Source organism: Pseudomonas farsensis, from assembly GCF_014268805.2.
Lineage (GTDB): Bacteria > Pseudomonadota > Gammaproteobacteria > Pseudomonadales > Pseudomonadaceae > Aquipseudomonas > Aquipseudomonas farsensis.
The window spans coordinates 149,685-173,503 of the sequence record NZ_JABWRF020000005.1 but is presented as its reverse complement, the minus strand read 5'-3'; the positions used below and the strand labels follow the sequence as shown (position 1 = coordinate 173,503).

The 23,819-nt window shown below is 63.8% G+C and carries 18 protein-coding genes; 9 read left to right on the top strand and 9 right to left on the bottom strand.

Translation table 11 applies throughout. From position 1 onward, the window contains the following. The first annotated feature begins 123 nt into the window (after positions 1-123). From dnaX to recR, 3 genes are all read left to right on the top strand, one after another. Positions 124-2,133 carry a DNA polymerase III subunit gamma/tau gene (gene dnaX, locus HU719_RS23025; RefSeq protein WP_186537479.1) on the top strand — a complete coding sequence of 670 codons (2,010 nt, stop codon included), beginning with the start codon at positions 124-126 and terminating at the stop codon, positions 2,131-2,133. Positions 2,134-2,201: 68 nt separating this feature from the next. Then, positions 2,202-2,537: a YbaB/EbfC family nucleoid-associated protein gene (locus tag HU719_RS23020; RefSeq protein WP_145189127.1), complete on the top strand. Its 336-nt coding sequence runs from the start codon at positions 2,202-2,204 to the stop codon at positions 2,535-2,537. Positions 2,538-2,625: 88 nt separating this feature from the next. Then, positions 2,626-3,228, top strand: a complete 603-nt coding sequence (gene recR / locus HU719_RS23015; RefSeq protein WP_186523565.1) for a recombination mediator RecR — start codon at positions 2,626-2,628, stop codon at positions 3,226-3,228. Between the two features lie 262 nt (positions 3,229-3,490). Here recR and HU719_RS23010 read toward each other — a convergent pair whose 3' ends face one another. From HU719_RS23010 to HU719_RS22980, 7 genes are all read right to left on the bottom strand, one after another. Next, positions 3,491-5,116 carry a BatD family protein gene (locus HU719_RS23010; protein WP_186537355.1) on the bottom strand — a complete coding sequence of 542 codons (1,626 nt, stop codon included), beginning with the start codon at positions 5,114-5,116 and terminating at the stop codon, positions 3,491-3,493. Beyond that, positions 5,113-6,837, bottom strand: coding sequence for a tetratricopeptide repeat protein (locus HU719_RS23005; protein WP_186537356.1), 1,725 nt, complete (start codon positions 6,835-6,837; stop codon positions 5,113-5,115). Before HU719_RS23005 ends, HU719_RS23010 begins: the two co-directional genes overlap by 4 nt. Further along, a complete protein-coding gene (locus HU719_RS23000) occupies positions 6,834-7,910 on the bottom strand; it encodes a vWA domain-containing protein (RefSeq protein ID WP_186537357.1) in 1,077 nt (358 codons plus the stop codon). The genes HU719_RS23005 and HU719_RS23000 overlap by 4 nt, the downstream gene beginning before the upstream one ends. Continuing rightward, positions 7,903-8,397, bottom strand: a complete 495-nt coding sequence (locus HU719_RS22995) for a DUF4381 family protein (RefSeq protein ID WP_186523019.1) — start codon at positions 8,395-8,397, stop codon at positions 7,903-7,905. The genes HU719_RS23000 and HU719_RS22995 overlap by 8 nt, the downstream gene beginning before the upstream one ends. After that, on the bottom strand, positions 8,394-9,338 hold the full coding sequence (locus HU719_RS22990) for a DUF58 domain-containing protein (RefSeq protein ID WP_186523018.1): 945 nt from the start codon (positions 9,336-9,338) through the stop codon (positions 8,394-8,396). Before HU719_RS22990 ends, HU719_RS22995 begins: the two co-directional genes overlap by 4 nt. A gap of 184 nt (positions 9,339-9,522) precedes the next feature. Beyond that, positions 9,523-10,482 (bottom strand): AAA family ATPase, encoded by a 960-nt coding sequence (locus tag HU719_RS22985; protein ID WP_186523017.1) that lies wholly within the window; start codon positions 10,480-10,482, stop codon positions 9,523-9,525. A 149-nt stretch (positions 10,483-10,631) separates the two neighbouring features. Beyond that, positions 10,632-10,985, bottom strand: a complete 354-nt coding sequence (locus tag HU719_RS22980) for a hypothetical protein (protein ID WP_186537358.1) — start codon at positions 10,983-10,985, stop codon at positions 10,632-10,634. A 364-nt stretch (positions 10,986-11,349) separates the two neighbouring features. On the opposite strand from HU719_RS22980, the gene HU719_RS22975 reads away from it, so the two are divergent. Then, complete coding sequence (locus HU719_RS22975) at positions 11,350-16,215, top strand: NAD-glutamate dehydrogenase (protein ID WP_186523013.1); 4,866 nt, start codon at positions 11,350-11,352, stop codon at positions 16,213-16,215. Positions 16,216-16,591: 376 nt separating this feature from the next. Here HU719_RS22975 and HU719_RS22970 read toward each other — a convergent pair whose 3' ends face one another. Together HU719_RS22970 and ppsR are read right to left on the bottom strand one after the other, a co-directional pair. Then, complete coding sequence (locus HU719_RS22970) at positions 16,592-17,245, bottom strand: hypothetical protein (protein WP_186535642.1); 654 nt, start codon at positions 17,243-17,245, stop codon at positions 16,592-16,594. A gap of 113 nt (positions 17,246-17,358) precedes the next feature. Next, complete coding sequence (ppsR, locus tag HU719_RS22965) at positions 17,359-18,177, bottom strand: posphoenolpyruvate synthetase regulatory kinase/phosphorylase PpsR (protein WP_186535640.1); 819 nt, start codon at positions 18,175-18,177, stop codon at positions 17,359-17,361. 180 nt (positions 18,178-18,357) lie between these two features. On the opposite strand from ppsR, the gene ppsA reads away from it, so the two are divergent. The 5 genes from ppsA to HU719_RS22940 all read left to right on the top strand — a co-directional run bounded on the left by ppsA (position 18,358) and on the right by HU719_RS22940 (position 23,817). After that, positions 18,358-20,733 (top strand): phosphoenolpyruvate synthase, encoded by a 2,376-nt coding sequence (ppsA, locus tag HU719_RS22960; protein WP_186535638.1) that lies wholly within the window; start codon positions 18,358-18,360, stop codon positions 20,731-20,733. A 142-nt stretch (positions 20,734-20,875) separates the two neighbouring features. Then, on the top strand, positions 20,876-21,886 hold the full coding sequence (locus HU719_RS22955; protein ID WP_186535636.1) for an alpha/beta fold hydrolase: 1,011 nt from the start codon (positions 20,876-20,878) through the stop codon (positions 21,884-21,886). 75 nt (positions 21,887-21,961) lie between these two features. Further along, on the top strand, positions 21,962-22,453 hold the full coding sequence (rraA, locus tag HU719_RS22950; RefSeq protein WP_186523060.1) for a ribonuclease E activity regulator RraA: 492 nt from the start codon (positions 21,962-21,964) through the stop codon (positions 22,451-22,453). A 27-nt stretch (positions 22,454-22,480) separates the two neighbouring features. Further along, positions 22,481-23,476 (top strand): divalent cation transporter CmaX, encoded by a 996-nt coding sequence (cmaX, locus tag HU719_RS22945; RefSeq protein ID WP_186535634.1) that lies wholly within the window; start codon positions 22,481-22,483, stop codon positions 23,474-23,476. 77 nt (positions 23,477-23,553) lie between these two features. Further along, entirely contained in the window at positions 23,554-23,817 is a 264-nt protein-coding gene (locus HU719_RS22940; protein ID WP_186523058.1) for a CrfX protein, read from the top strand. The last annotated feature ends 2 nt before the right edge of the window (positions 23,818-23,819 follow it).

The window sequence follows — 23,819 nt, the reverse complement described above, 5'->3', positions numbered from 1 at the left end:
CCTCCTTGATCGGCCTGCTCGGTGCCTGCATTGAGCGTAGACGAGAACCGCTGGGTGCAATTTTTCCCCCGCTCCGCTAGCATTAGCGCTCTTTCCGCCCGCTCCGGTCACGATGGTTTTTTGATGAGTTATCAGGTTCTTGCACGTAAATGGCGCCCGCGCTCGTTCCGCGAAATGGTCGGCCAGGCCCATGTGCTCAAGGCTTTGATCAACGCCTTGGACAACCAGCGCCTGCACCATGCCTATCTGTTCACCGGCACCCGTGGCGTGGGCAAGACCACCATCGCGCGCATCATTGCCAAGTGCCTGAACTGTGAGACCGGCATCACCTCCACCCCGTGTGGTAGCTGCTCGGTGTGCCGCGAAATCGACGAAGGCCGCTTCGTCGACCTGATCGAGATCGACGCCGCCAGCCGTACCAAGGTCGAGGACACCCGCGAACTGCTCGACAATGTGCAGTACGCCCCCAGCCGTGGCCGCTTCAAGGTCTACCTCATCGACGAAGTGCACATGCTGTCCACGCACTCGTTCAACGCCTTGCTCAAAACGCTCGAAGAGCCGCCGCCCTACGTCAAGTTCATCCTCGCCACCACCGACCCGCAGAAGCTGCCGGCTACCATCCTGTCGCGCTGCCTGCAGTTTTCGCTGAAGAACATGAGCCCGGAGCGGGTGGTCGAGCACCTGAGCCACGTGCTGGGCGCCGAGAACGTGCCGTTCGAGGACGATGCCCTGTGGCTGCTCGGCCGGGCTGCCGACGGTTCGATGCGCGACGCAATGAGCCTCACCGACCAGGCCATCGCCTTTGGCGAAGGCAAGGTGCTGGCTGCCGATGTGCGGGCCATGTTGGGCACTCTCGACCATGGCCAGGTGTACGGTGTGCTCCAGGCGTTGCTCGATGGCGATGCGCGGGCGCTGCTGGAAGCGGTGCGTGACCTTGCCGAGCAGGGCCCGGACTGGAATGGCGTGCTCTCGGAAATGCTCAACGTGCTGCACCGCGTGGCCATTGCCCAGGCGCTGCCAGAGGCGGTCGACAACGGCCAGGGCGACCGTGACCGGGTGCTGGCACTGGCTCAGGCGCTGCCGGCCGAGGACGTACAGTTTTACTACCAGATGGGCCTGATCGGCCGCCGCGACCTGCCCTTGGCGCCAGACCCGCGGGGCGGCTTCGAGATGGTGCTGCTGCGCATGCTGGCGTTCCGCCCGGCAGACAGCGAAGACGCGCCGACACCGGTGCTAAAGCCAGTGGGGATCAGCCAAGCCACAGCTGATCCGGCAACTCCGGTGGCAGCGCCGGCCGCTGCTGCCCCCGTCCAGGCGGCTACGCGTGTCGTAGAGCCTGCGCCTGTCGTCAGCGAGCCTGTGCCGGCAGCAGTAGTGCAACCTGAGCCTGAGCCAGAAACGCAACCTGAGCCGCAAATTGTGGCGCCTGCACCGGAACCGGAACCGGACGCTGATGCCAGCGACCTGCCATGGGACGAACCGGCAGCCCCGGCGCCCGCGGTGCCTGACCCGGTTGTCAGCCAGGCTGAGTACGACGCGCCGCCGTTCGACCCATCGGCCTACAATCCGGTGGGCATGGAGCGCGACGATGAACCGCCAGCGGACGAAGATTACTACGTGCCGGACAGCGACCCGGTGGGCTTCAGCTACCTGGACGAACTCGCCGAGCATGTCCAGGAAGACACACCCGCTGCGCCGCCTGAGCCGCTGCCGGCCTTGAAGCCCGCCACCGGTCTTGCCCTGCAATGGCTGGAATTATTCCCCCAGCTGTCGGTCTCTGGGATGACCGGTAATATCGCCGCCAACTGCACGCTGATTGCCGCCGATGGCGACGACTGGCTGCTGCACCTGGACCCAGGGCAAGGCGCGCTGTTCAACTCCACCCAGCAGCGGCGCCTGAATGACGCACTCAATCAACAGCTTGGCCGCGAGATCCGCCTGAAGATCGAGCTGATCCGCCCCGAGCAGGAAACCCCGGCCCAGGCCGCAGCGCGCAAGCGTTCCGAGCGCCAGCACGAGGCAGAAATGTCGATCGAGAACGACCCGCTCGTCCAGCAGATGATCAGCCAGTTCGGTGCGACGGTGAAGCAAGATACTATTGAGCCAGTAGCGGCCCTGGCGAGCCAGGAATAATCCACGGATAACCATGCGGTGGGCGTTGAGCCGGCCGTATCACATGACCCATATCGAGGTACTTTCCCATGATGAAAGGTGGCATGGCCGGCCTGATGAAGCAGGCCCAGCAGATGCAGGAAAAGATGCAGAAGATGCAGGAAGAGCTGGCCAACGCTGAAGTCACCGGCCAGTCTGGCGGTGGCTTGGTCAGCGTGGTGATGACCGGTCGCCACGACGTCAAGCGCGTCAGCATCGACCAGAGCCTGATGTCGACCGAAGAGGACGACAAGGAAGTGCTCGAAGACCTGATCGCAGCGGCGCTGAACGATGCCGTGCGCAAGATCGAGCAGAACAGCCAGGACAAGATGGGCAACATGACCGCCGGCATGCAACTGCCGCCGGGCTTCAAGATGCCGTTCTGACCGCAACCGTGCTGCACAGGGGGAGTAACGGCCATACGGTCGTTGCTCCCTTGTTCATTCTGTCATTCAAGATTGCAGGCCTGCCTACATGAGCTTCAGCCCCCTGATCCGCCAACTGATCGACGCCTTGCGCATTCTGCCGGGTGTCGGCCAGAAAACCGCCCAGCGCATGGCCCTGCAATTGCTCGAGCGTGATCGCAGCGGTGGCACGCGCCTGGCCCAGGCCCTGAGCCAGGCCATGGACGGTGTTGGTCATTGCCGCCAGTGCCGCACCCTGACCGAGCAGGAGCTGTGCCCGCAGTGCGCCGATGTGCGCCGTGACGATACCCAGCTGTGCGTCGTGGAAGGGCCAATGGATGTGTATGCGGTCGAACAGACCGGTTACCGCGGCCGTTACTTCGTGCTCAAGGGGCATCTGTCGCCGCTCGACGGGCTCGGGCCTGATGCCATCGGCATTCCGCAACTGATGGCGCGGATCGAAGAGCAGGGCACCTTCAACGAGGTGATTCTGGCCACCAACCCTACGGTTGAAGGTGAAGCGACAGCGCATTACATCGCGCAGTTGCTGGCCGAGAAGGGCCTGGCGGCGACCCGTATTGCCCATGGCGTGCCGCTGGGTGGCGAGCTTGAGCTGGTTGATGGCGGCACCCTAGCCCATGCGTTTGCCGGGCGCAGGCCTATTGCGCTGTAGCAGTCTGTACTGGCCTCATCGCAGGCTGTCGCCAGCTCCCACAGAGATCGTGCTCAGCCGCAACATTGCTGGTTGGACCCAATCCTGTGGGAAATGATAGACAGTTGTGGCGAGCGGGCTTGCCCCGCGTTGGGCTGCGCAGCAGCCCTGAAAACCCAAGGGCTGCTGCGCAGCCCAACGCGGGGCAAGCCCGCTCGCCACAAGGCAATATGTCTGGCGGGTCCAGGCTTGCACAAAACCATGGGATCTCCCACGGCCCGCGCTACTTCGGATAAAGCGGCGGCAGGTTGCCGGTTTCTCCTGTCGGCGCCAGCACCTGTTCGGCAGGTGGAATAGTGCCAATTGCCCGCCACAGTTCATCCCCGTGCCAGTTCTGCCCACTTTCGCTGTACAGCGCCCCATTCAAGCCATCCAGCGCATCCGACAGCGGCACGAAGCGCGCTGCCATTTCGGCCAGTGTCTCCGGCTGCTGCCTGGCCCAGGCGTCGAGCGCCTGGCGAGTGGCCTGGGTGTCATTGGCCTGGCAGGCGCGCTTGAGGTCGTCGAGCAGGGTACGCGGGCTCGGGCCCGCCTGCGCTGCACGCAGCACCGCAGGGCGCGAGCGGGCGCGCCACCACAGGGTAAAACCGAGCAGTGTGGTCAGCGCGAACACTAGCGTAGACAGCTGCCACGGCCACAGCGCATACGGGCGGGCGTTGTTGTCGCCAACCGGCGTTTCGGCGCTCAGCGCCGGGTTGTCCTGCACGCTGATGGTACGGGCCGGCAGGCTGGTTTGCTCCAGATGATCCTGCAGGGTATTCCACCAGGTGACCTCCAGCGCCGGCAGCGCCAGTTCGCCGCTGTGGGTGGGCACCAGCGCTTCGCGTTCCTCGCGGTTGGCAATCATGCCGCGCTCGCTGATCTCGTTGCGTAGCAGCGGTTGGTCGGGGTAGCGGCGCAGGCCGATGGCTTCGGTGGCAGGGAGCGGGGGCAGTTGCGGGCTTGAAAGCCCTTCGGCGCGCAGTGTCACGTTGCGCGTCAGCGAGTCGCCGATCTGCGTCGGCTGCGTGGTTGGGTCCGGGTTCCAGCGCTCTTCCAGCGTCAAGCTACGGGCCGGCAGCCACGGCCGGTCCTTGGGGTAACTGGCCGGGATCGGCTTGATGCTCAAATGCAGTGCCTGCGAGCTGACCTGGACCTGGCGGCCGACCCGTGGGGTGCCGGCCGGCTGCTCGCCGTTGTCGGCGGCAGTGGCGGTGAAGGTCAGCGGCGGAATATCCAGTGCCCCGCTTTGCTGCGGGTAGATCGCATAGCGCGTCTCGATGACGCCGTGGCGCACGCCATTGATGTCTTTTTCGTAGGTGCGCGACTCGCCCAACGGGTCGACCTTGGCGTTTTCCAATTGCAGCGGGCTCAGGCTGCTGTCGTCGTACAGCGCCACCGAATGGTAGATGCGCAGGGTCAGTACGGCCTGGGCCTGGACATACACTTCAGTGCTGTCGAGGGTCGCCTCGATGAACACCTGCGAGGCTATGTCTGGGCGCTGCGCGTCAGCCTGCTGGACCTGCAGTTCAATAGCCTGGCTGTGCGACTGCCCCAGCTGCAGCTCGGGGATGCGCAGGCTGCCGCTGCGTTTTGGCAGCAGGGTGATGATCCAGCGGGTGCTGGCGCGAGTCTCGCCGTCCAGGCTGTGCAGGCTGTTGAGCTGGCGCGTGCCTCGCACTTCGAAATCGCCCTCCAGGGCGCGCAGGTCGGGCTTGCCGAACTGGGTGACATCCTGGCTTTCAAGGGTCAGTTCCAGGCTTTCGCCGGCCTCCAGCCGAGTGCGGTCGACACTGGCCTGCAGGGTGGGTTCGGCCAGGGCCGCAAGGCTCCACAGCAGGCTGAGCACAAACACGCCGAGGCGAGTCATCGTAAGGTTTCCTGATGCAATTGCTGTTCATACCAGAATTTGCGCCGCAGCAGCTCTGCCGGGTTGTCCGGGATCTCCCGCAGCCATTGCTCCAGCGCCTGGCGCTGTTCAGCGTCGAGGCTGGTGGAGACTGGTCGCTGCGGTGGCTGGGTGACAGTGTCGTCGTCGCCAGCGGGTGTACCCGCTGGCGCCTGGGTGTTGCCTTTGCTGTCGGCTGCGGCTTGCGCCTGGGCCTGTGCCTGCTCGTCATTGCCCGGTGTTCCTTCGGCCTGGCTGCTGGCAGAGCTGCTGTTGCCTTCGGTCTGCTTGCCGGGCGTCGCTTCATCGTCCTGCTTGGCGGGTTGCTCTTCTGCCTTGCCCTGGCGCTGCTGCAACAGTTGCTGCACCAGTGCCTGGTTGTCCAGCGCGGGCTTGAAGTCGGGCTTGCGCTCCAGTGCCTGCTCGTAGGCATCCAGCGCAGCCTCAAGCTCGCCAGCACGGGCCAGGGCATTGCCTCGATTGTAGTGCGCGGTGGCGCTGTTGCTCTGCGCAAAGGCTGCTGCGGCCCCTTCGAAGTCGCCGGCCTGGTACAGCGCCATGCCGCGCCACTGCGGGTCCTCGAAATGGCGCGCGGCGGCTGCCGGTTGCTGACGCTGTAGCAGGCGTTGGCCCTGTTGGTCGGGGCGCAACCACAGGTCGTTGAGTTCGAACGCCTGGCTGGGCTGCGGCAGGGCCAGCAACAGCGGCAGGCAGAACAGCCAGCCGCGCCGCCCGGCACACGCGGCCAGCAACAGCAGGGGCAACAACAGCCAGTAGCCTTGGTCGGCCCAGCTGTCCAACTGCACGGTCTGGCCGTCTTCGCGCAGCAACCGTGGGTTGTCGAACAGCCCCAGGCCGCGCAGGTCGAGGTCGTCGATGCGGGCGTGGCGGTAGCGCCCGCCGGTGCCGCTGATGAAGGCCTTGAGCGAGGCGCTGTCCAGGCGCGGCAAAAGGATGCCGCCCTGATCATCCTTGAGGTATTCGCCAGAGGCTTGGCGCACCGGTGCGCCCTCGGCACTGCCGACGCCCAGCATCAGCAGGCTCGGCCCGTGGCGTCCCAGCGCCCTGACGATGCCTTGGCGTTCGTGTTCGCTCAACGACGAGCCGATCAGCAACAGCCGGCCCTGGCCCAGGCCACTCTGGGCCAGCAGCGCCAGGCCCTTCTGCACGGCAAGGTCCGCGCGCTGGCCAGGTTGCGGCATGATCGAGGGGTCGATGGCTTCGAGCAGGTTGCGCGTGGTGCCCAGGTCATCGGACAGCGGCACCAGGGTGTGCGCGGAGCCTGCGTAGACAATGAGCGCAGTCTGGCTGTCGCTGCGGTGTTCGAGCAGGTCGAGCACCTTGCGCCGGGCTTGTTCCAGGCGGTTCGGCGCGCTGTCCTCGGCAAGCATCTGCGGGGTCAGTTCAAGCAGTATCACCAGCGGGTCAGCCGGGCGCTGGCGGGTTTCTTCCAGGCGCTGCCAGCTTGGCCCGAGCAGCGCCAGTACCACCAGCAGCCAGGCCAGGCCCAGAGCGACCCAGGGCAGTTTACTGGTGCTGCCGCTGCCACCGCCCAACAATGCGGCGTGGAACTGGGGCGGCAAGATCATCTGCCAGCGCCCGGCGCGCTTGCGCCGGTGCCACAGCTTGAACAGCAGCCAGGCGAGCAGCGGCACGCAGAGCAGCCAGAGCGGGCGCAGCCATTGTGGCCAGAGGTCGATCATCGCCGTCTCCTCAGGCGCAGGCGTTTGAGGCGCTGGCGCCATTCTGGGTGCTGCTGGAGAAAGCGCGGTTTGCGCAACAGGCGTTGCAGCAGGTTGTCCGGCCACTGCACATCCACCACCAGCAGTACGCTGAGCAGCAGCGCCAGGGCCAGCGGCCAGGCGTAGAGTTCTTCGGCAGCGCGGGCCTGGGTGGGTTGTTGGGCGACGGGCTCGAGCGTGTCGAGGGCATCGCCGATGGCGTCAAGCTCGGCACCGTCGTGGGCACGGAAGTACGCGCCATGGGTAATGTCGGCAATTTCCTTGAGTGAGGCTTCGTCCAGGTCCAGGCTCGGGTTAAGCCCCAACAGGCCCGGGGTGCCACTGGCCTGCGGGTTAGCGCCGATGCCGATGGTATAGACCCGCACGCCTTCCTGCGCCGCCAGGCGCGCGGCCGTCAGGGGGTGGATCTGCCCGCCATTGTTGGCGCCATCGGTGATCAGGATCAGCACCCGGCTTTGCGCCGGGCGTTGGCGCAGGCGCTTGACGGCAAGGCCGATGGCATCGCCGACTGCGGTGTTTTTGCCGGCGATGCCGATCTGAGCTTCATCCAGGAAGGTGCGCACGGTACGGCGGTCGAAGGTCAGCGGCGCCTGCAGGTAGGCCTGGCTGCCGAACAGGATCAAGCCGACCCGGTCGCCTTCGCGGTCTTGCAGAAAATCGCCCATCAGTGCCTTGACCAGGTCCAGGCGGCTGATTTCATCGTTTTTCCACTGCATGTCGGGGAAGTCCATCGAGCCCGACACATCCACCGCAACCAGCAGATCGCGCCCGCTGGCCGACACCGGCACGGGGGCGCCGAGCCACTGCGGGCGTGCGGCGGCGCACAGCAACAGCAGCCAGATGAGCAGAAACGGGGCCTGTTGCCGCCAGGTCGGCAGGTTCAGCCGCGCGCGGCGCCCTGCCAGGCCTTCTAGCTGATCGAGAAAGCCGACCTTGAGCACCGGCTCGCCGCTGTCGGCGGCAGGCAGCACCAGGCGCGCGAGCCAGGGCAGCGGCAACAGCGCGAAGACCCACGGCCAGGCCAGTTCAAACATGCTTGCGAATCCAGGTTTCGACCGACTGCAAAAGCCCGGCGATGGCTTTGTCGTCGAGTTTGCACTCAGGCTTGTAGGCGCCTTCGACCAGCACCATCCAGCGCGTCAGGCCAGCGGCGGGGCAGCGGTTGTCGAGAAATGCCAGCCACTGGCGGCCGTTGAGGGTATGGCTGTGGGCGCCGGGGTAGTGGCTGCGGCACAGGCGCTTGAGCAGGGCGTTGATCTGCTGCAGCCAGGCCCCGGCCGGGGCGCCGTCATAGGGGCGCGGCAGGCGTGCAAGTTCGGCCAGCGCCTCCAGGCGTACCGGGTCGAGCGGCAGCTCGGCGCGCACCACCTTGCGTTTGCCGGGGCGCCAGCGGCGCAGGCGCCACGCGCCCCAGCCCAGCAGCGGCACCAGCGCCAGCAGCAGCCACCAGCCCGGCGCAGGCGGCCACAGGCCGATGGCCGGCGGGGCGATCAGCGGCTGCAACTGGTCCAGCGGGTTCACTGGCGGCCCCCGGCACGTTGCGCGTTGAGGTACTCGCGCAGTTGTTCGATCATCTCGCTCTGGGTGCTCAGCGGCATCAACACCACCCGCAGTTTTTGCGCAAGCAGCTCCCAGCGCTCCACACGCGCCTCGGCTTGTTGGCGGTAGGCCTGGCGCAAGTTGGCATCAAGGGTGTCGAGTTCAAGCTGTGCACCGCGCTGGGCAAAGCGCAGCAAGCCGGCAGCGGGCAGGGCATGGTCCAGAGGGTCGCTGATCGGTAGCAGCAGCACGTCGCAGTGGCGCGACAGCATGGCCAGGTGCTGCTCGACGCTTTCGCTGAGCGCGCGCTCGTCGCAGATGACAATCGCCAGGCTACCGGGGCGCAGCACCTCGCGGGCACGGCGCAGGGCCAGGCCCAGGCTGTCGGCCTGGGGCAGCGCTTCGGTGTGCAGCGACTGGTTGATCCGTGCCAGCCGGTTGAGCAATTGCAACAGGCTTTGCTTGCTGCGCCGTGGCTTGATTTCGTGGTTTTCGTTATCGCCGAACACCAGCCCGCCGATGCGGTCGTTATGGCCCAGCGCGGCCCAGCCGAACAGCGCCGCCGCCTGGGCCGCCAGCACCGACTTGAACATCAGCCCCGAGCCGAAGAACAGCCGCTGGCTCTGCTCGACCATGATGAAGATCGGCCGTTCGCGCTCTTCGTGGAACAGCTTGGTGTGCGGCTCCTGGGTGCGCGCAGTGACGCGCCAGTCGATATTGCGCACATCGTCGCCCGCCTGGTACACCCGCACCTGGTCGAAGTCCACGCCGCGCCCACGCAGTTTGGAGTGGTGCAGGCCAACCAACGGGCTGCGCTGGCCAGGCCGGGAAAAAAGCTGGATTTCGCGCACGCGGTGACGCATGTCGATCAGTTCGGCCAGGCTGATGCGTATGCCGGGTTCGGCCAGTTGTGCGCTGGGCATGGGCGTCAGGCGGCAGCCACGAAGCCGCGCAGGCTATGCTGCGCGATAGGGGCGTCACGGTGATGCATGGTCGACGGTTCCTGGGTGGTGGCGCAGCCGCCAGAGGCTGGGCTGGGCAGAGCGCCATACTTTAATGCATCAGTGGCACCGCCGACTAACGGGTTTGCTAAAAAACTGGCCGGCCTCAGGCCACGGCCACCACGTCGAGAATGCGCTGCACCACGCGGTCCTGATCCACCCCGGCGGCTTCGGCCTCGAAGGACAGGATCACGCGGTGGCGCAACACATCGAACAGCACCGCCTGAATGTCTTCGGGGCTGACGAAATCGCGCCCGGCGAGCCAGGCGTGGGCCCGTGCGCAGCGGTCCAGCGCAATCGAGCCACGCGGGCTTGCGCCATAGGCGATCCAGTCGGCCAGCTCGGTGTCGAACTTGGCCGGCGTGCGCGTGGCCATCACCAGTTGCACCAGGTACTCCTCAACCGCATCGGCCATGTACAGCCCGAGGATTTCCTTGCGCGCGGCAAAGATCGCCTGCTGGCTGACCCGGCGCTCCGGTTTGACCTCACCCCCTAGCGCCTCGCCGCGCGCCTGGGCAAGGATGCGCCGCTCGACCGCAGCGTCCGGGAAGCCGATTTTCACATGCATCAGGAAGCGGTCGAGCTGGGCTTCGGGCAGCGGATAAGTGCCTTCCTGCTCGATGGGGTTCTGTGTGGCCATCACCAGAAACAGAGGCGACAGTTCATAGGTACTGCGCCCGACGCTGACCTGGCGCTCGGCCATGGCCTCAAGCAAGGCGGACTGCACCTTGGCGGGCGCCCGGTTGATTTCGTCGGCCAGCACCAGGTTGTGGAAGATCGGCCCCTGCTGGAAGACGAAACTGCCGGTTTCCGGGCGGTAGATCTCGGTGCCGGTAATGTCGGCGGGGAGCAGGTCGGGGGTGAACTGAATGCGATGGAACTGCGCCTCGATGCCCTCGGCAAGCTCCTTGATGGCTTTGGTCTTGGCCAGGCCAGGTGCCCCCTCGACGAGCATGTGGCCGTCGGCCAGCAACACGATCAGCAGGCGCTCGACCAGTTTTTCCTGGCCGAGAATCTGGGAGGAGAGAAAGGTGCGCAGCGCGGTCAGCGCCTCACGGTGTTCCATCGTCGAGGGTTCCTGGGGATAGGCCTGGGCGCCGGCAGGCGGCTGCCGGGCAGAGGGCTAGTACTTTAATCCATCCAGGGGGCCGCCGACCAATGGCCGTTGCTAGAAATACGCTAAAGGCCGTTCGCCAGGCCCTGCAGACCGCCACCTCAGAGCTGTGAAACGAAGGTCCCGGTGCCGTCGAGGATATTGCGCAAGGTCAGCGCAACCTCTTCCAGGTCGGTGCCCGGCGAGGTCAGGATGATTTCCAGCTGCTCATCGCCCTTGAGTGCATCGCGGTCGCCGGCGGCCACTTCCAGCACCAGACGTTCAGCGCTGAGGGTCACCTTCAGGCCGTCAAGGGTCGAAGGTTCGTCGTCCAGGGTCAGGTCAACGGTGTCTTCGTCCGGGTAGCGGGTCAGCAGGAACATCTGCCCCTTGTCGCTGTGGCAGCACAGCGTCGCCATGTTGTCTTCCTCGTCGTCGCAGGGGGTGGCGAAGAGCAGGGCGGTTTTCAGTTGCATGGCGTTTGACCAGTGTTCGCGGATTGAGCGCGCATGCTACCGCGCAGCCTGCGCGGCGGCCAGCGCCTGTCAAGTTGGGTGGCGGCAAGCAAGCGGTGGTTTCTGTAATGCGCGTGGGAATATTCGACAAGGCGGCAGTGGATACAAAGGGCGCAAGGGCGACCGTTCCCGTCTTGACCGAATATGTCGCAGCGCTGCAAGCCGAGGTGACCGTTCAGTCGTTAAGCTGCCCTGTCGATGGGTAAAGCAGCACGCCCACGCCTGTTTTTACCGTCCGGCTTGTTTCGGTTTGGCTATGGTTGATCCGTACATGGCGGGCGCACGCGACGCTCCACCTAAAAAAAGCCCAAGCGGAGTACCACAGATGGCGTTTTTCACCGCAGCCAGCAAAGCCGACTTCCAGCACCAACTGCAAGCGGCCCTGGCGCAGCACATCAGCCAACAGTCCCTGCCACAAGTGGCGCTGTTCGCTGAACAGTTCTTCGGCATCATCTCTCTGGACGAACTTACCCAGCGTCGGCTTTCCGATCTCGTCGGCTGCACGCTCTCCGCCTGGCGCATCATCGAGCGCTTCGACCCCGCACACCCTCAGGTGCGTGTATACAACCCCGAATACGAGCGTCACGGCTGGCAATCGACCCACACAGTGGTCGAAGTGCTGCACCATGACCTGCCGTTCCTGGTCGACTCGGTGCGTACCGAACTCAACCGCCGCGGCTTCAGCATTCACACCCTGCAGACCACCGTGCTCAGCACCCGTCGTGGTGCCAAGGGCGAACTCACCGAGCTGCTGCCCAAAGGCACGCAGGGCGAGGGCGTCGGCCACGAATCGCTGATGTATCTGGAAATCGACCGCTGTTCCAACCCGGCTGAACTGACCACCCTGGCCAAGGAGCTCGAGCAGGTGCTGGCCGAGGTGCGCGGCGTGGTCGCCGACTTCGAGCCGATGAAAGCCAAGATTCACCAGTTGCTCGAACTGGTCGAGCAGAACGCCTTCGGCCCTGCACAAAACGACAAGGCCGAGGTACAGAACTTCCTGTCCTGGCTGCTGGATAACCACTTCACTTTCCTCGGCTACGAAGAGTTCACGGTCCAGGCGTCCAGCGAAGGCGGGCATCTGGTCTATGACGAAAGCTCGTTCCTCGGCCTGACCCGCCTGCTGCGCGCAGGGCTGGGCGCCGAAGACCTGCACATCGAGGACTATGCGGTCGCCTACCTGCGTGAGCCGCGCCTGCTGTCGTTCGCCAAGGCCTCGCAACCTAGCCGCGTCCACCGCCCGGCTTACCCGGACTACGTCTCGATCCGCCAGATCGACGCCGATGGCAACGTGGTCAAAGAATGCCGCTTCATGGGCCTGTACACCTCGTCGGTGTATGGCGAGAGCGTGCACACCATCCCGTACATTCGTGGCAAGGTCGCCGAGGTGGAGCGCCGCTCGGGCTTCGACGCCAAGGCTCACCTGGGCAAGGAGCTTGCTCAGGTACTCGAAGTGCTGCCGCGTGACGACCTGTTCCAGACCCCCATCGACGAGCTGTGCACTACAGTCATGTCGATCGTGCAGATCCAGGAACGCAACAAGATTCGCGTGTTCCTGCGCAAAGACCCGTACGGCCGCTTCTGCTACTGCCTGGCCTATGTGCCGCGCGAAATCTACTCCACCGAAGTGCGGCAGAAAATCCAGCAGGTGCTGATGGAGCGCCTGAAGGCCAGCGACTGCGAGTTCTGGACCTTCTTCTCTGAATCGGTGCTGGCGCGCGTGCAGCTGATTCTGCGGGTAGACCCGAAAAACCGCATCGACATCGACCCGCAGCAGTTGGAAAACGAAGTGGTCCAGGCTTGCCGTTCGTGGCAGGACGATTTCTCGGCGCTGGTGGTGGACAACTTTGGCGAGGCCCAGGGCACGACCATCCTCGACGACTTCCCCAAAGGCTTCCCGGCCGGCTACCGCGAGCGCTTCGCCGCCCACTCGGCCGTGGTCGACATGCAGCATGTGCTCAACCTGTCCGAAGCCAAGCCCCTGGCCATGAGCTTCTACCAGCCGTTGACGCAGTTGGGCGAACGTCAGTTGCATTGCAAGCTGTACCACGCCGACACGCCGCTGGCGCTGTCGGATGTGCTGCCGATTCTTGAAAACCTCGGCCTGCGCGTGCTGGGCGAGTTCCCGTACCGACTGCGCCATGCCAGCGGCCGCGAGTTCTGGATTCACGATTTTGCCTTCACCTACAGCGAAGGCCTGAACCTGGACATCCAGCAACTCAACGACACCTTCCAGGATGCCTTCGTCCACATCGTCAAGGGCGATGCCGAAAACGATGCGTTCAACCGCCTGGTGCTCACCGCCGGCCTGCCGTGGCGTGACGTGGCGCTGCTGCGCGCCTATGCCCGCTACCTCAAGCAGATCCGCCTTGGCTTCGACCTGGGCTATATCGCCAGCACCCTGAACAACCACACCGATATCGCCCGCGAGCTGACCCGGCTGTTCAAAACCCGCTTCTACCTGGCGCGCAAGCTCACCCAGGAAGACCTTGACGACAAGCAGCAGCGCCTGGAACAGGCGATCCTCATCGCCCTGGACGACGTCCAGGTGCTCAACGAGGACCGCATCCTGCGCCGCTACCTGGACCTGATCAAGGCCACGTTGCGCACCAACTTCTATCAGCCGGACAGCAAGGGCCAGGACAAGTCGTACTTCAGCTTCAAGTTCAACCCCAAGCTGATCCCCGAGCTGCCAAAGCCGGTGCCGAAGTTCGAAATCTTCGTCTATTCGCCGCGTGTCGAGGGCGTGCACCTGCGCTTTGGCAACGTGGCCCGTGGCGGCCTGCGCTGGTCCGACCGCGAGGAAGACTTCCGTACCGAAGTGCTGGGCCTGGTCAAAGCCCAGCAGGTGAAGAACTCGGTGATCGTGCCGGTTGGCGCCAAGGGTGGCTTCCTGCCGCGTCGTCTGCCACTGGGCGGTGGTCGCGACGAAATTGCTGCCGAGGGCGTGGCCTGCTACCGCATCTTCATCAGCGGCCTGCTCGACATCACCGACAACCTCAAGGACGGTGGCGTCGTGCCGCCTGCCAACGTGGTGCGCCACGATGACGATGACCCGTACCTGGTAGTGGCCGCCGACAAAGGCACCGCGACCTTCTCCGATATCGCCAACGGCATTGCCATCGACTACGGCTTCTGGCTGGGCGATGCCTTCGCTTCCGGCGGCTCGGCTGGCTACGACCACAAGAAAATGGGGATCACCGCCCGTGGCGCCTGGGTGGGTGTGCAACGCCACTTCCGCGAGCGCGGCATCAACGTGCAGCAAGACCCGGTGACCGTGATCGGTATCGGTGACATGGCGGGTGACGTGTTCGGCAACGGCTTGCTGATGTCCGACAAGCTGCAACTGGTCGCGGCATTCAACCACCTGCACATCTTCATCGACCCCAACCCGGACACTGCCAGCAGCTTCGCCGAGCGCCAGCGCCTGTTCGACCTGCCGCGTTCGGCCTGGACCGACTACGACACCAGCATCATGTCCGAAGGCGGCGGGATCTTCCCACGCAGTGCCAAGAGCATCGCCATCAGCCCGCAAATGAAAGAGCGTTTCGCCATCGAGGCGGACCGCCTGACCCCGACCGAGCTGCTTAACGCATTGCTCAAGGCGCCGGTCGACCTGCTGTGGAACGGCGGTATCGGCACCTACGTCAAGGCCAGCAGCGAAAGCCACGCCGATGTGGGCGACAAGGCCAACGATGCGCTGCGCGTCAATGGCAACGAGCTGCGCTGCAAAGTGGTGGGCGAGGGCGGCAACCTGGGCATGACCCAGCTCGGCCGGGTCGAGTTCGGCCTGCATGGCGGTGCTACCAACACCGACTTCATCGACAACGCCGGGGGCGTGGACTGCTCGGACCACGAGGTCAACATCAAGATCCTGCTCAATGAAGTGGTGCAGGCAGGCGACATGACCGAGAAGCAGCGTAACCAGCTGCTGGGCAGCATGACCGATGAAGTTGCAGCCTTGGTGCTGGGCAACAACTACAAGCAGACCCAGGCCTTGTCGCTGGCGGCCCGCCGCGCCCGCGAGCGGATTGCCGAGTACAAGCGCCTGATGGCCGACCTTGAAGGCCGTGGCAAACTGGACCGCGCCATCGAGTTCCTGCCAAGCGAAGAGCAACTGGCCGAACGCCTTGCTGCAGGGCAGGGGCTGACCCGTGCCGAGCTGTCGGTATTGATCTCGTACAGCAAGATCGACCTCAAGGAGCAGTTGCTCAAGTCTCAGGTGCCGGACGACGACTACCTGACCCGCGACATGGAAACCGCGTTCCCGCCGTCACTGGTGAGCAAGTTCGCCGAGTCCATGCGCCGCCATCGTCTGAAGCGCGAGATCGTCAGCACCCAGATCGCCAACGACCTGGTCAACAACATGGGCATCACCTTCGTGCAGCGCCTGAAGGAGTCCACTGGCATGAGCCCGGCCAACGTCGCCGGGGCCTATGTAATCGTGCGCGATATCTTCCACCTGCCGCACTGGTTCCGCCAGATCGAAGCGCTGGACTACCAGGTGCCGGCTGAAATTCAGTTGGCGCTGATGGACGAACTGATGCGCCTGGGCCGCCGCGCCACCCGCTGGTTCCTGCGCAGCCGTCGCAACGAACAGGATGCCGGGCGTGATGCCGCGCACTTCGGGCCGAAGATCGCCCAGCTTGGGCTCAAGCTCGACGAACTGCTCGAAGGCCCGACCCGCGAGCGCTGGATGGTCCGCTACCAGAGTTTCGTCGACGCGGGTGTGCCGGAGTTGCTGGCGCGCATGGTGGCCGGTACCAGCCATTTGTACACCTTGTTGCCGATCATTGAGGCTGCCGATGTTACCGGGCATGACCCAGCGCAGGTTGCCAAGGCGTTCTTCGCTGTTGGCAGTTCGCTGGACCTGACCTGGTACCTGCAAGAGATCAGCAACCTGCCGGTGGAAAACAACTGGCAGGCACTGGCCCGCGAGGCGTTCCGCGACGACATCGACTTGCAGCAGCGTGCGATCACCATCTCTGTGCTGCAAATGGACGATGCCCCGCAGGACATGGACGCCCGCGTGGCGCTGTGGTGCGAGCAGCACCGGGTGATGGTAGAGCGCTGGCGCGCCATGCTGGACGACCTGCGTAACGCTAGCGGTAACGACTATGCGATGTACGCGGTTGCCAACCGCGAGCTGGTTGACTTGGCCATGAGCGGGCAGGCGGCGGTCGTGCCTTCCTGAACCCGCAGCTGAAATGAAAAAGCCCCGGCAGCGATGCCGGGGCTTTTTCATTGGGAAGCCGGGGTGGGGGAGAATCTAGAGTTTTTTCAAACCTGTTCTGGCCTCATCGCAGGCTATCGCCAGCTCCCACAGAGCTCGCCGATCCCCATATCGATGCCGTCTACGCGGTCAGTGTAGGAGCGGCCTTGTGTCGCGAAAGGGCTGCGAAGCAGCCCCAGCGATTGTGGTGGGTGCTCAGATCCTGGGGCTGCTTCGCAGCCCTTTCGCGACACAAGGCCGCTCCTACACAATCAAAAGCGACTTGCCCGAAACCATAGAATATACCCGGACACAGCAAAGGACTTGCTTGAAATGCCAAACCACCCCGGTGCCTGCGTCAGTTGAAAAACGCTGCCAGCCGCGCAGTCCAGACATGTGTCGCCTTGCGGCTCATCGGGAACTTGAGCAGTGGCTGGTTGGGGTCGGCCACGGTCAGCTCGAGGGCGAAATCCTTGAGCCGCACGGTGCGTTCGAAGCTCGGGGCGCTCATGCCGGTGCCATTGACCGGGCGGGTGCCGCCGCCCATTTCCATGCTTTCGGATTCGCGCCAGGTCACCTGCCAACTGATGACCCATGAGTAATCATGAATGCGGTAGCTGTCGTCGATCAGCGAGCACACGGCTACTTTGCGGTTTTGCGGATCGAACACCAGAAAGCCCGGCGACGGGTAACCCAGCAGGTGCCCGGCATCCAGCGCCAACCCTTCACTGGCATTGATGCGGGCGACCAGCGCCTTGCTTTGTACCTGCAGCTTGGCAAGAAACCGGAACGCCACGGTGAAAATGGCCGCCGCGATAATCAGCGCCAGCATGGTGCCGCTGGTCAGCAGTTGCCATACCGAAGCGTAGGGCATTTTCGCCGGGCCCACATCGAACAGCGCCAGCAGCATCGCCAGACCCAGCCCTGCGGTGGCCAGCCCGGACAGCCCGGCTACAGGAATGGCCAAACCGGCAAGAGCGCCCACTGCGGCACCCTTCATCAAACTCGACATGCAACACCTCCTTGTGAATTTCGTGGCGCGCGATTTTATGACGCACCTCAGATATACGCCAGCGCCGGCACTCCGACCGCGCATGGGCGTGGGAGTTGCCTCACAGCAAGGTATTACTTGAAGCGCCGTTCCACGCCTTTCTCGACAAGAATCTTCGCCGAGATTTCTTCAACCGAGAAATGCGTGGAGTTGATATTGGGGATGTTCTCGCGGCGGAACAGGTTCTCCACCTCGCGTACCTCGAACTCGCACTGGGCAAAGCTCGAATAGCGGCTGTTGGGCTTGCGTTCGTGGCGGATGGCGGTGAGCCGGTCGGCGTCGATGGTCAGGCCGAACAGCTTGTGCTGGTACTTTTTCAGTACCGCCGGCAGTTGCAGGCGCTCCATGTCTTCTTCGGTCAGCGGGTAGTTGGCCGCGCGAATGCCGAACTGCATGGCCATGTACAGGCACGTCGGGGTTTTGCCACAACGCGACACGCCTACCAGAATAAGGTCGGCCTTGTCGTAATAATGGGTGCGGGCGCCATCGTCGTTATCCAGGGCGAAGTTGACCGCTTCGATGCGCTCCATATAGTTGGAGTTGCCGCTGATGGAATGCGACTTGCCCACCGAATACGACGAATGGGCGGTCAATTCTTGTTCCAACGGGGATAAAAACGTCGAAAAAATGTCGATCATGAAGCCGTTCGAGGTGGCCATGACCTCACGGATGTCCTGATTGACGATGGTGTCGAAAATGATCGGGCGAACCCCGTCGCGCTCGGCGGCAGCGTTGATTTGCTGGACCATTGCCCGCGCTTTCTCGAGGGTATCGATGTACGGGCGGGTGAATTTGTTGAACGGGATGCTCTCGAATTGCGCGAGCAAGCTTTGCCCCAAGGTCTCTGCAGTGATGCCGGTACCGTCGGAGATGAAGAACGCGGATCGTTTCATTTGCGCCAGGGGCCTTAAGCTGCTGAATATTTCTGGATATGATAGGTTCGGTTTGCCGAACGCGGTTGCTCGGCATTCTCACTTATTTTCCAGGTCCAGGCCACAAGCGTCCGGCCCAGTCTCCTTGCCAGGCAGGCGGGCGCCCTTGAGCTTATCCAACACCGTTAGTGGAGAGATACCTTGGTTGAGTACGTAGTTTCCCTCAATAAGCTCGGCGTCCATGATGTAGAGCATGTGGGGGGCAAGAACGCATCCCTGGGCGAGATGATCAGTAATCTTGCCGGTGCCGGCGTATCGGTACCGGGCGGCTTTGCCACTACGGCTCAGGCGTACCGCGACTTCCTCGAGCAGAGCGGCCTCAACGACAAGATCCACGCCGCGCTCGACGCGCTGGATGTCGATGACGTCAACGCCCTGGCCAAGACCGGCGCACAGATTCGCCAGTGGGTCATGGAAGCCGAATTCCCAGCGCGCCTGGATGCTGAAATCCGCACCGCCTTCGCCGAAATGGCCAACGGCAACGACAATATGGCCGTTGCCGTGCGTTCCTCTGCCACCGCCGAAGACCTGCCAGACGCCTCCTTTGCCGGCCAGCAGGAAACCTTCCTCAACATCCGCGGCGTCGACAACGTCATTCGCGCGGCCAAGGAGGTGTTTGCCTCGCTGTTCAACGACCGCGCCATTTCCTACCGCGTGCACCAGGGCTTCGACCACAAACTGGTCGCCCTGTCGGCAGGCGTGCAGCGCATGGTCCGCTCCGAAACCGGCACCGCCGGCGTCATGTTCACCCTTGACACCGAATCGGGCTTCCGTGACGTGGTGTTCATCACCGGTGCCTACGGCCTGGGTGAAACCGTGGTGCAGGGTGCGGTCAACCCGGACGAATTCTACGTACACAAGCAAACCTTGCAGGCCGGGCGCCCGGCCATCCTGCGCCGTAACCTGGGCAGCAAGGCGATCAAGATGGTCTATGGCGAAGAAGCCAAGGCCGGCCGCTCGGTGAAAACCGTTGAAGTGGACCGCGCCGAGCGCGCGCGCTTCTGCCTGAGCGATGACGAAGTCAACGAACTGGCCAAGCAGGCGATGATCATCGAGCAGCACTACCAGCGCCCGATGGACATCGAGTGGGCCAAGGACGGTGACGATGGCAAGCTCTACATCGTTCAGGCTCGCCCTGAAACGGTCAAAAGCCGCGCCAGCGCCAATGTCATGGAGCGCTACCTGCTCAAGGAAAAGGGCAAGGTACTGGTCGAGGGCCGCGCCATTGGCCAGCGCATCGGTGCCGGCAAGGTCCGCGTGATCAACGACGTATCGGAAATGGACAAGGTCCAGCCCGGCGACGTGCTGGTCTCGGACATGACCGACCCCGACTGGGAACCGGTGATGAAGCGCGCCAGCGCCATTGTCACCAACCGTGGCGGGCGCACTTGCCATGCCGCGATCATCGCCCGTGAGCTGGGTATCCCGGCTGTGGTTGGCTGCGGCAACGCCACGCAAGTCCTCAAGGACGGCCTTGGCGTGACGGTGTCCTGCGCCGAGGGCGATACCGGCTTCATCTTCGAAGGTGAGCTGGGCTTCGATGTGAAGCAGAACTCGGTCGACGCCATGCCGGACCTGCCGTTCAAGATCATGATGAACGTCGGCAACCCCGACCGCGCCTTCGACTTCGCCCAACTGCCCAACGAAGGGGTGGGCCTGGCGCGCCTTGAATTCATCATCAACCGCATGATCGGCGTGCACCCCAAGGCCTTGCTCAACTACGCAGGCCTGCCGCCAGAGCTCAAGGACAGCGTCGACAAGCGCATCGCCGGCTACAACGACCCGGTCGGTTTCTATGTCGAGAAGCTGGTCGAGGGCATCAGCACCCTGGCTGCGGCTTTCTACCCGAAAAAGGTCATCGTGCGCCTGTCGGACTTCAAGTCCAACGAGTACGCCAACCTGATCGGCGGCAAGCTCTACGAGCCAGAAGAAGAAAACCCGATGCTGGGCTTCCGTGGGGCCTCGCGTTACATCAGCGAATCGTTCCGTGACTGCTTCGAGCTTGAGTGCCGTGCGCTCAAGCGTGTGCGCAATGAAATGGGCCTGACCAACGTCGAGATCATGGTGCCGTTCGTGCGCACCCTGGGCGAAGCCAGCCAGGTTATCGACCTGCTCGCCGAAAACGGCCTGGCCCGCGGTGACAACGGCCTGCGCGTGATCATGATGTGTGAACTGCCGTCCAACGCCATTCTGGCTGAAGAATTCCTCGAGTACTTCGACGGCTTCTCCATCGGTTCCAACGACCTGACCCAGCTGACCCTGGGCCTGGACCGCGACTCAGGGATCATCGCCCACCTGTTTGATGAACGTAACCCTGCGGTGAAGAAGCTGCTGGCCAACGCCATCCAGGCCTGCAACAAGGCCGGCAAGTACATCGGTATTTGCGGCCAGGGCCCGTCGGACCACCCGGACCTGGCCAAGTGGCTGATGGAGCAGGGCATTGAAAGCGTGTCGCTGAACCCGGACTCGGTGCTTGAAACCTGGTTCTTCCTGGCCGAGGGTCAGGCTCCAGCCTGATGCCAGTCAGTTAAGCCCATCGGGCCGTTTTGCGGCCCATCGCGGTGGTTCGGCATTCCGAGCCACCGCGATGGGACTAACTGACAGGCATTAGGCTCCCTCGTTCTGTCTCATGCCGTAACTCTTCAATCGTTGTGAATCCATGCAAAGCAGCAGCACCCAATTCCCCGTCGCGTTGCTCAGTGCCGAGCGCCGTGGCGACCTCAGCGAAGATGTCTACCGGATCAAGGCCGCCAACAGTCCTGACGTGAGTGTAGAGCTTGCCGTGACCCGCCTGGGGCTGGCCGATCAGGCCCAGGCCCAAGGCGTGCCGGTGATCCTTCTGCACGGTAGCTTTTCCAACCGGCGTTTCTGGTACTCGCCCAAAGGCATTGGCCTGGGCGCCACGTTGGCCCGCGCAGGCTTCGATGTGTGGATCCCGGAAATGCGCGGCCATGGCCTGTCGCCGCGCAATCGCAACTGGCAGCACAACCGCGTTGCCGACTACGCCCACTACGATCTGCCGGTGATCGGCGCATTCGTGCGCGAACAGGCCGGTCAGGCGCCGCACTGGCTGGGCCACTCGCTGGGCGGTACTACCCTTGCCGCTGCATTGGGGGGTGGTTATCTGGGCGCAGGCCTGGTGGCCAGTGCTGCGCTGTTCGGCGCCCAGGTCAGCCGCGTCTACTGGCCGTTGAAAGTGCCGCCGGTGGCCTGGGGCGCAAAGCTTGTGATCAAGCGCTTTGCGCATATTTCGGGCTCGCGCCTCAAGCGCGGCCCGGAAGACGAACCCATTGGCCTGGCGCTCGAAAGCCTGCGCTGGAACGGCCTGTTCGGCCACTTTGGCGAAAAGGGCAACGACTGGTGGGCGGGCCTGGCCAAGGTGCAGGTGCCGCTGCTGGCGGTGGCCGGTGCCGGCGACTTCCAGGACCCGGTATGGGCCTGCCGCAAGCTGTTCGAGCAGTTCGGCGGCGACAGCAAGCAGTTCCTGCGCCTGGGGCGCGAGGAAGGCTTCGAGGCCTTTGGCCATGTCGACATGCTGGTCAGCAAGGCCGCGCAGGCCCAGGTGTGGCCGCTGGTAAGCGGCTGGTTGAGCAACCCGCAGTTGCCCGTGCACCCCTCGACGGTCGTGGCGCAGCCGCTGGCAACGCCTGATACGGCCAGCATCGTTTGAGCGGGTGACGCTCGCACCTTGCCCGGTGTAGCCTTGCCCCATGTTCGCTTTCGTTGTCACTGCCAGGAGCTTGCCATGCAGCATTATGTAACGCCCGACCTGTGCGATGCCTATCCAGAGCTGGTACAGGCGCTCGAACCCATGTTCAGTAACTTCGGTGGCCGCGACTCGTTCGGTGGCCAGATCGTTACCATCAAGTGCTTCGAAGACAACTCCCGGGTCAAGGAGCAGGTCGAACTCGACGGCAAGGGCAAGGTGCTGGTGGTCGATGGCGGCGGTTCGCTGCGCCGGGCGCTGCTGGGTGACATGCTGGCTGAAAAGGCCGCCAAGAACGGCTGGGAAGGGCTGGTCATCTATGGCTGCGTGCGCGATGTCGATGTGCTTATCCAGACCGACCTGGGCGTGCAGGCGCTGGCCAGTCACCCGATGAAAACCGACCGGCGCGGCGTTGGCGAGCTGGATATCGCCGTGACCTTTGCCGGCGTTACCTTCCGCCCTGGTGAATACATCTATGCCGACAACAACGGCGTGATCGTTTCGCCAACCCCGCTGAAAATGCCGGAGTGACGCGCCGCGCGCGCTGATGGAGCTTTGATGTTCGAGGAAGACAACGCGCAGTGGGGCCTGGTGCATGCCCTGGTGCTCGATGGCAAAGGCGGCGCGCGCTCCATTGCCCGTACCGAGCTTGACGCTTTGCAGCTGCAGGCGCACGAAAGCCTGTGGCTGCACTGGGATCGCAGCCATCCGCAAACCCGTACCTGGTTGTTGCACAGCAGTGGCATCAGCGAGTTCGCCTGCGACCTGTTGCTGGAAGAAAACACCCGTCCGCGCCTGTTGCAGATGGCCGGTGATCAATTGCTGCTGTTTTTACGTGGGGTCAACCTCAACCCTGGCGCCGAACCCGAAGACATGGTGTCGGTGCGCATCTTCGCCGAGGCGCGGCGGGTAATCTCGCTGCGTTTGCGCCCGCTGCGTGCCAGTGACGAAATCCTGCAACTGCTGGACGAGGGCAGGGGGCCGAAATCGGCCTCTGAACTGTTGCTGGTGATGGGCGAATTGCTTACCGAAAAGGTCCAGGCGCTGGTCAGCGATCTGTCCGAAGAGGTGGACATAGAGGAAGAAAAGGTAGAAACCGACGAACGGTATAGCCCGGAGCAAGGTGCCTTGCAGCAGATTCGTCGGCGTGCCGCTGGCCTGCGCCGTTTCCTGGCGCCGCAACGCGACATCTACGCGCAGCTTTCGCGTAACAAGTGCAGTTGGTTCGCCGACCCCGACGCCGACTACTGGAACGAACTGAACAACAGCCTGATTCGCTACCTCGAGGAGCTGGAACTGGCCCGCGAGCGCGCAGCGCTGGTGCTCGAAAGCGAGGACCGGCGGCGCAGCGAGCGCATGAACCGGACCATGTACCGCTTTGGCATCATTACCTGCATCTTCCTGCCCATGAGCTTCGTCACCGGGCTGCTGGGTATCAACGTCGGCGGTATTCCGGGTGCCAACAGCCCTTACGGCTTCCTGTTTGCCAGCCTGATCGTGCTGGGGATGGCGGCCGGGCAGTGGTGGTTGTTCCGCAGGTTGCGCTGGGTATGAGGTGTGCGCTGCGGTGAGCAATGTTGTGACCCATTGCGCGGCGACCTCGTCTTTGACTGACATTGCGTGAGGTGCCCATGCACGATCCGTTTGAAGAATCCCTGCGTGACCTGCTCAAGGCATCGCCGTCCGGCCAAGACCGTGACGACGCCGCGTGCCTTGGGCGGGTCCTGAAAACCGCCAACCGTCAGGTTGGTGCGGGCGATCTGTTCTGTCTGCTGGGCCGTTGGAGCCAGGCACTGATGATCGCTTTGAACAATGGCTCGGCGCACGTTGCGCCGGTGCGTCGTAACGCTACCCGCAAACCTGCCGCTGGCAGCACTGTAGATAAGGCCGATTGAAT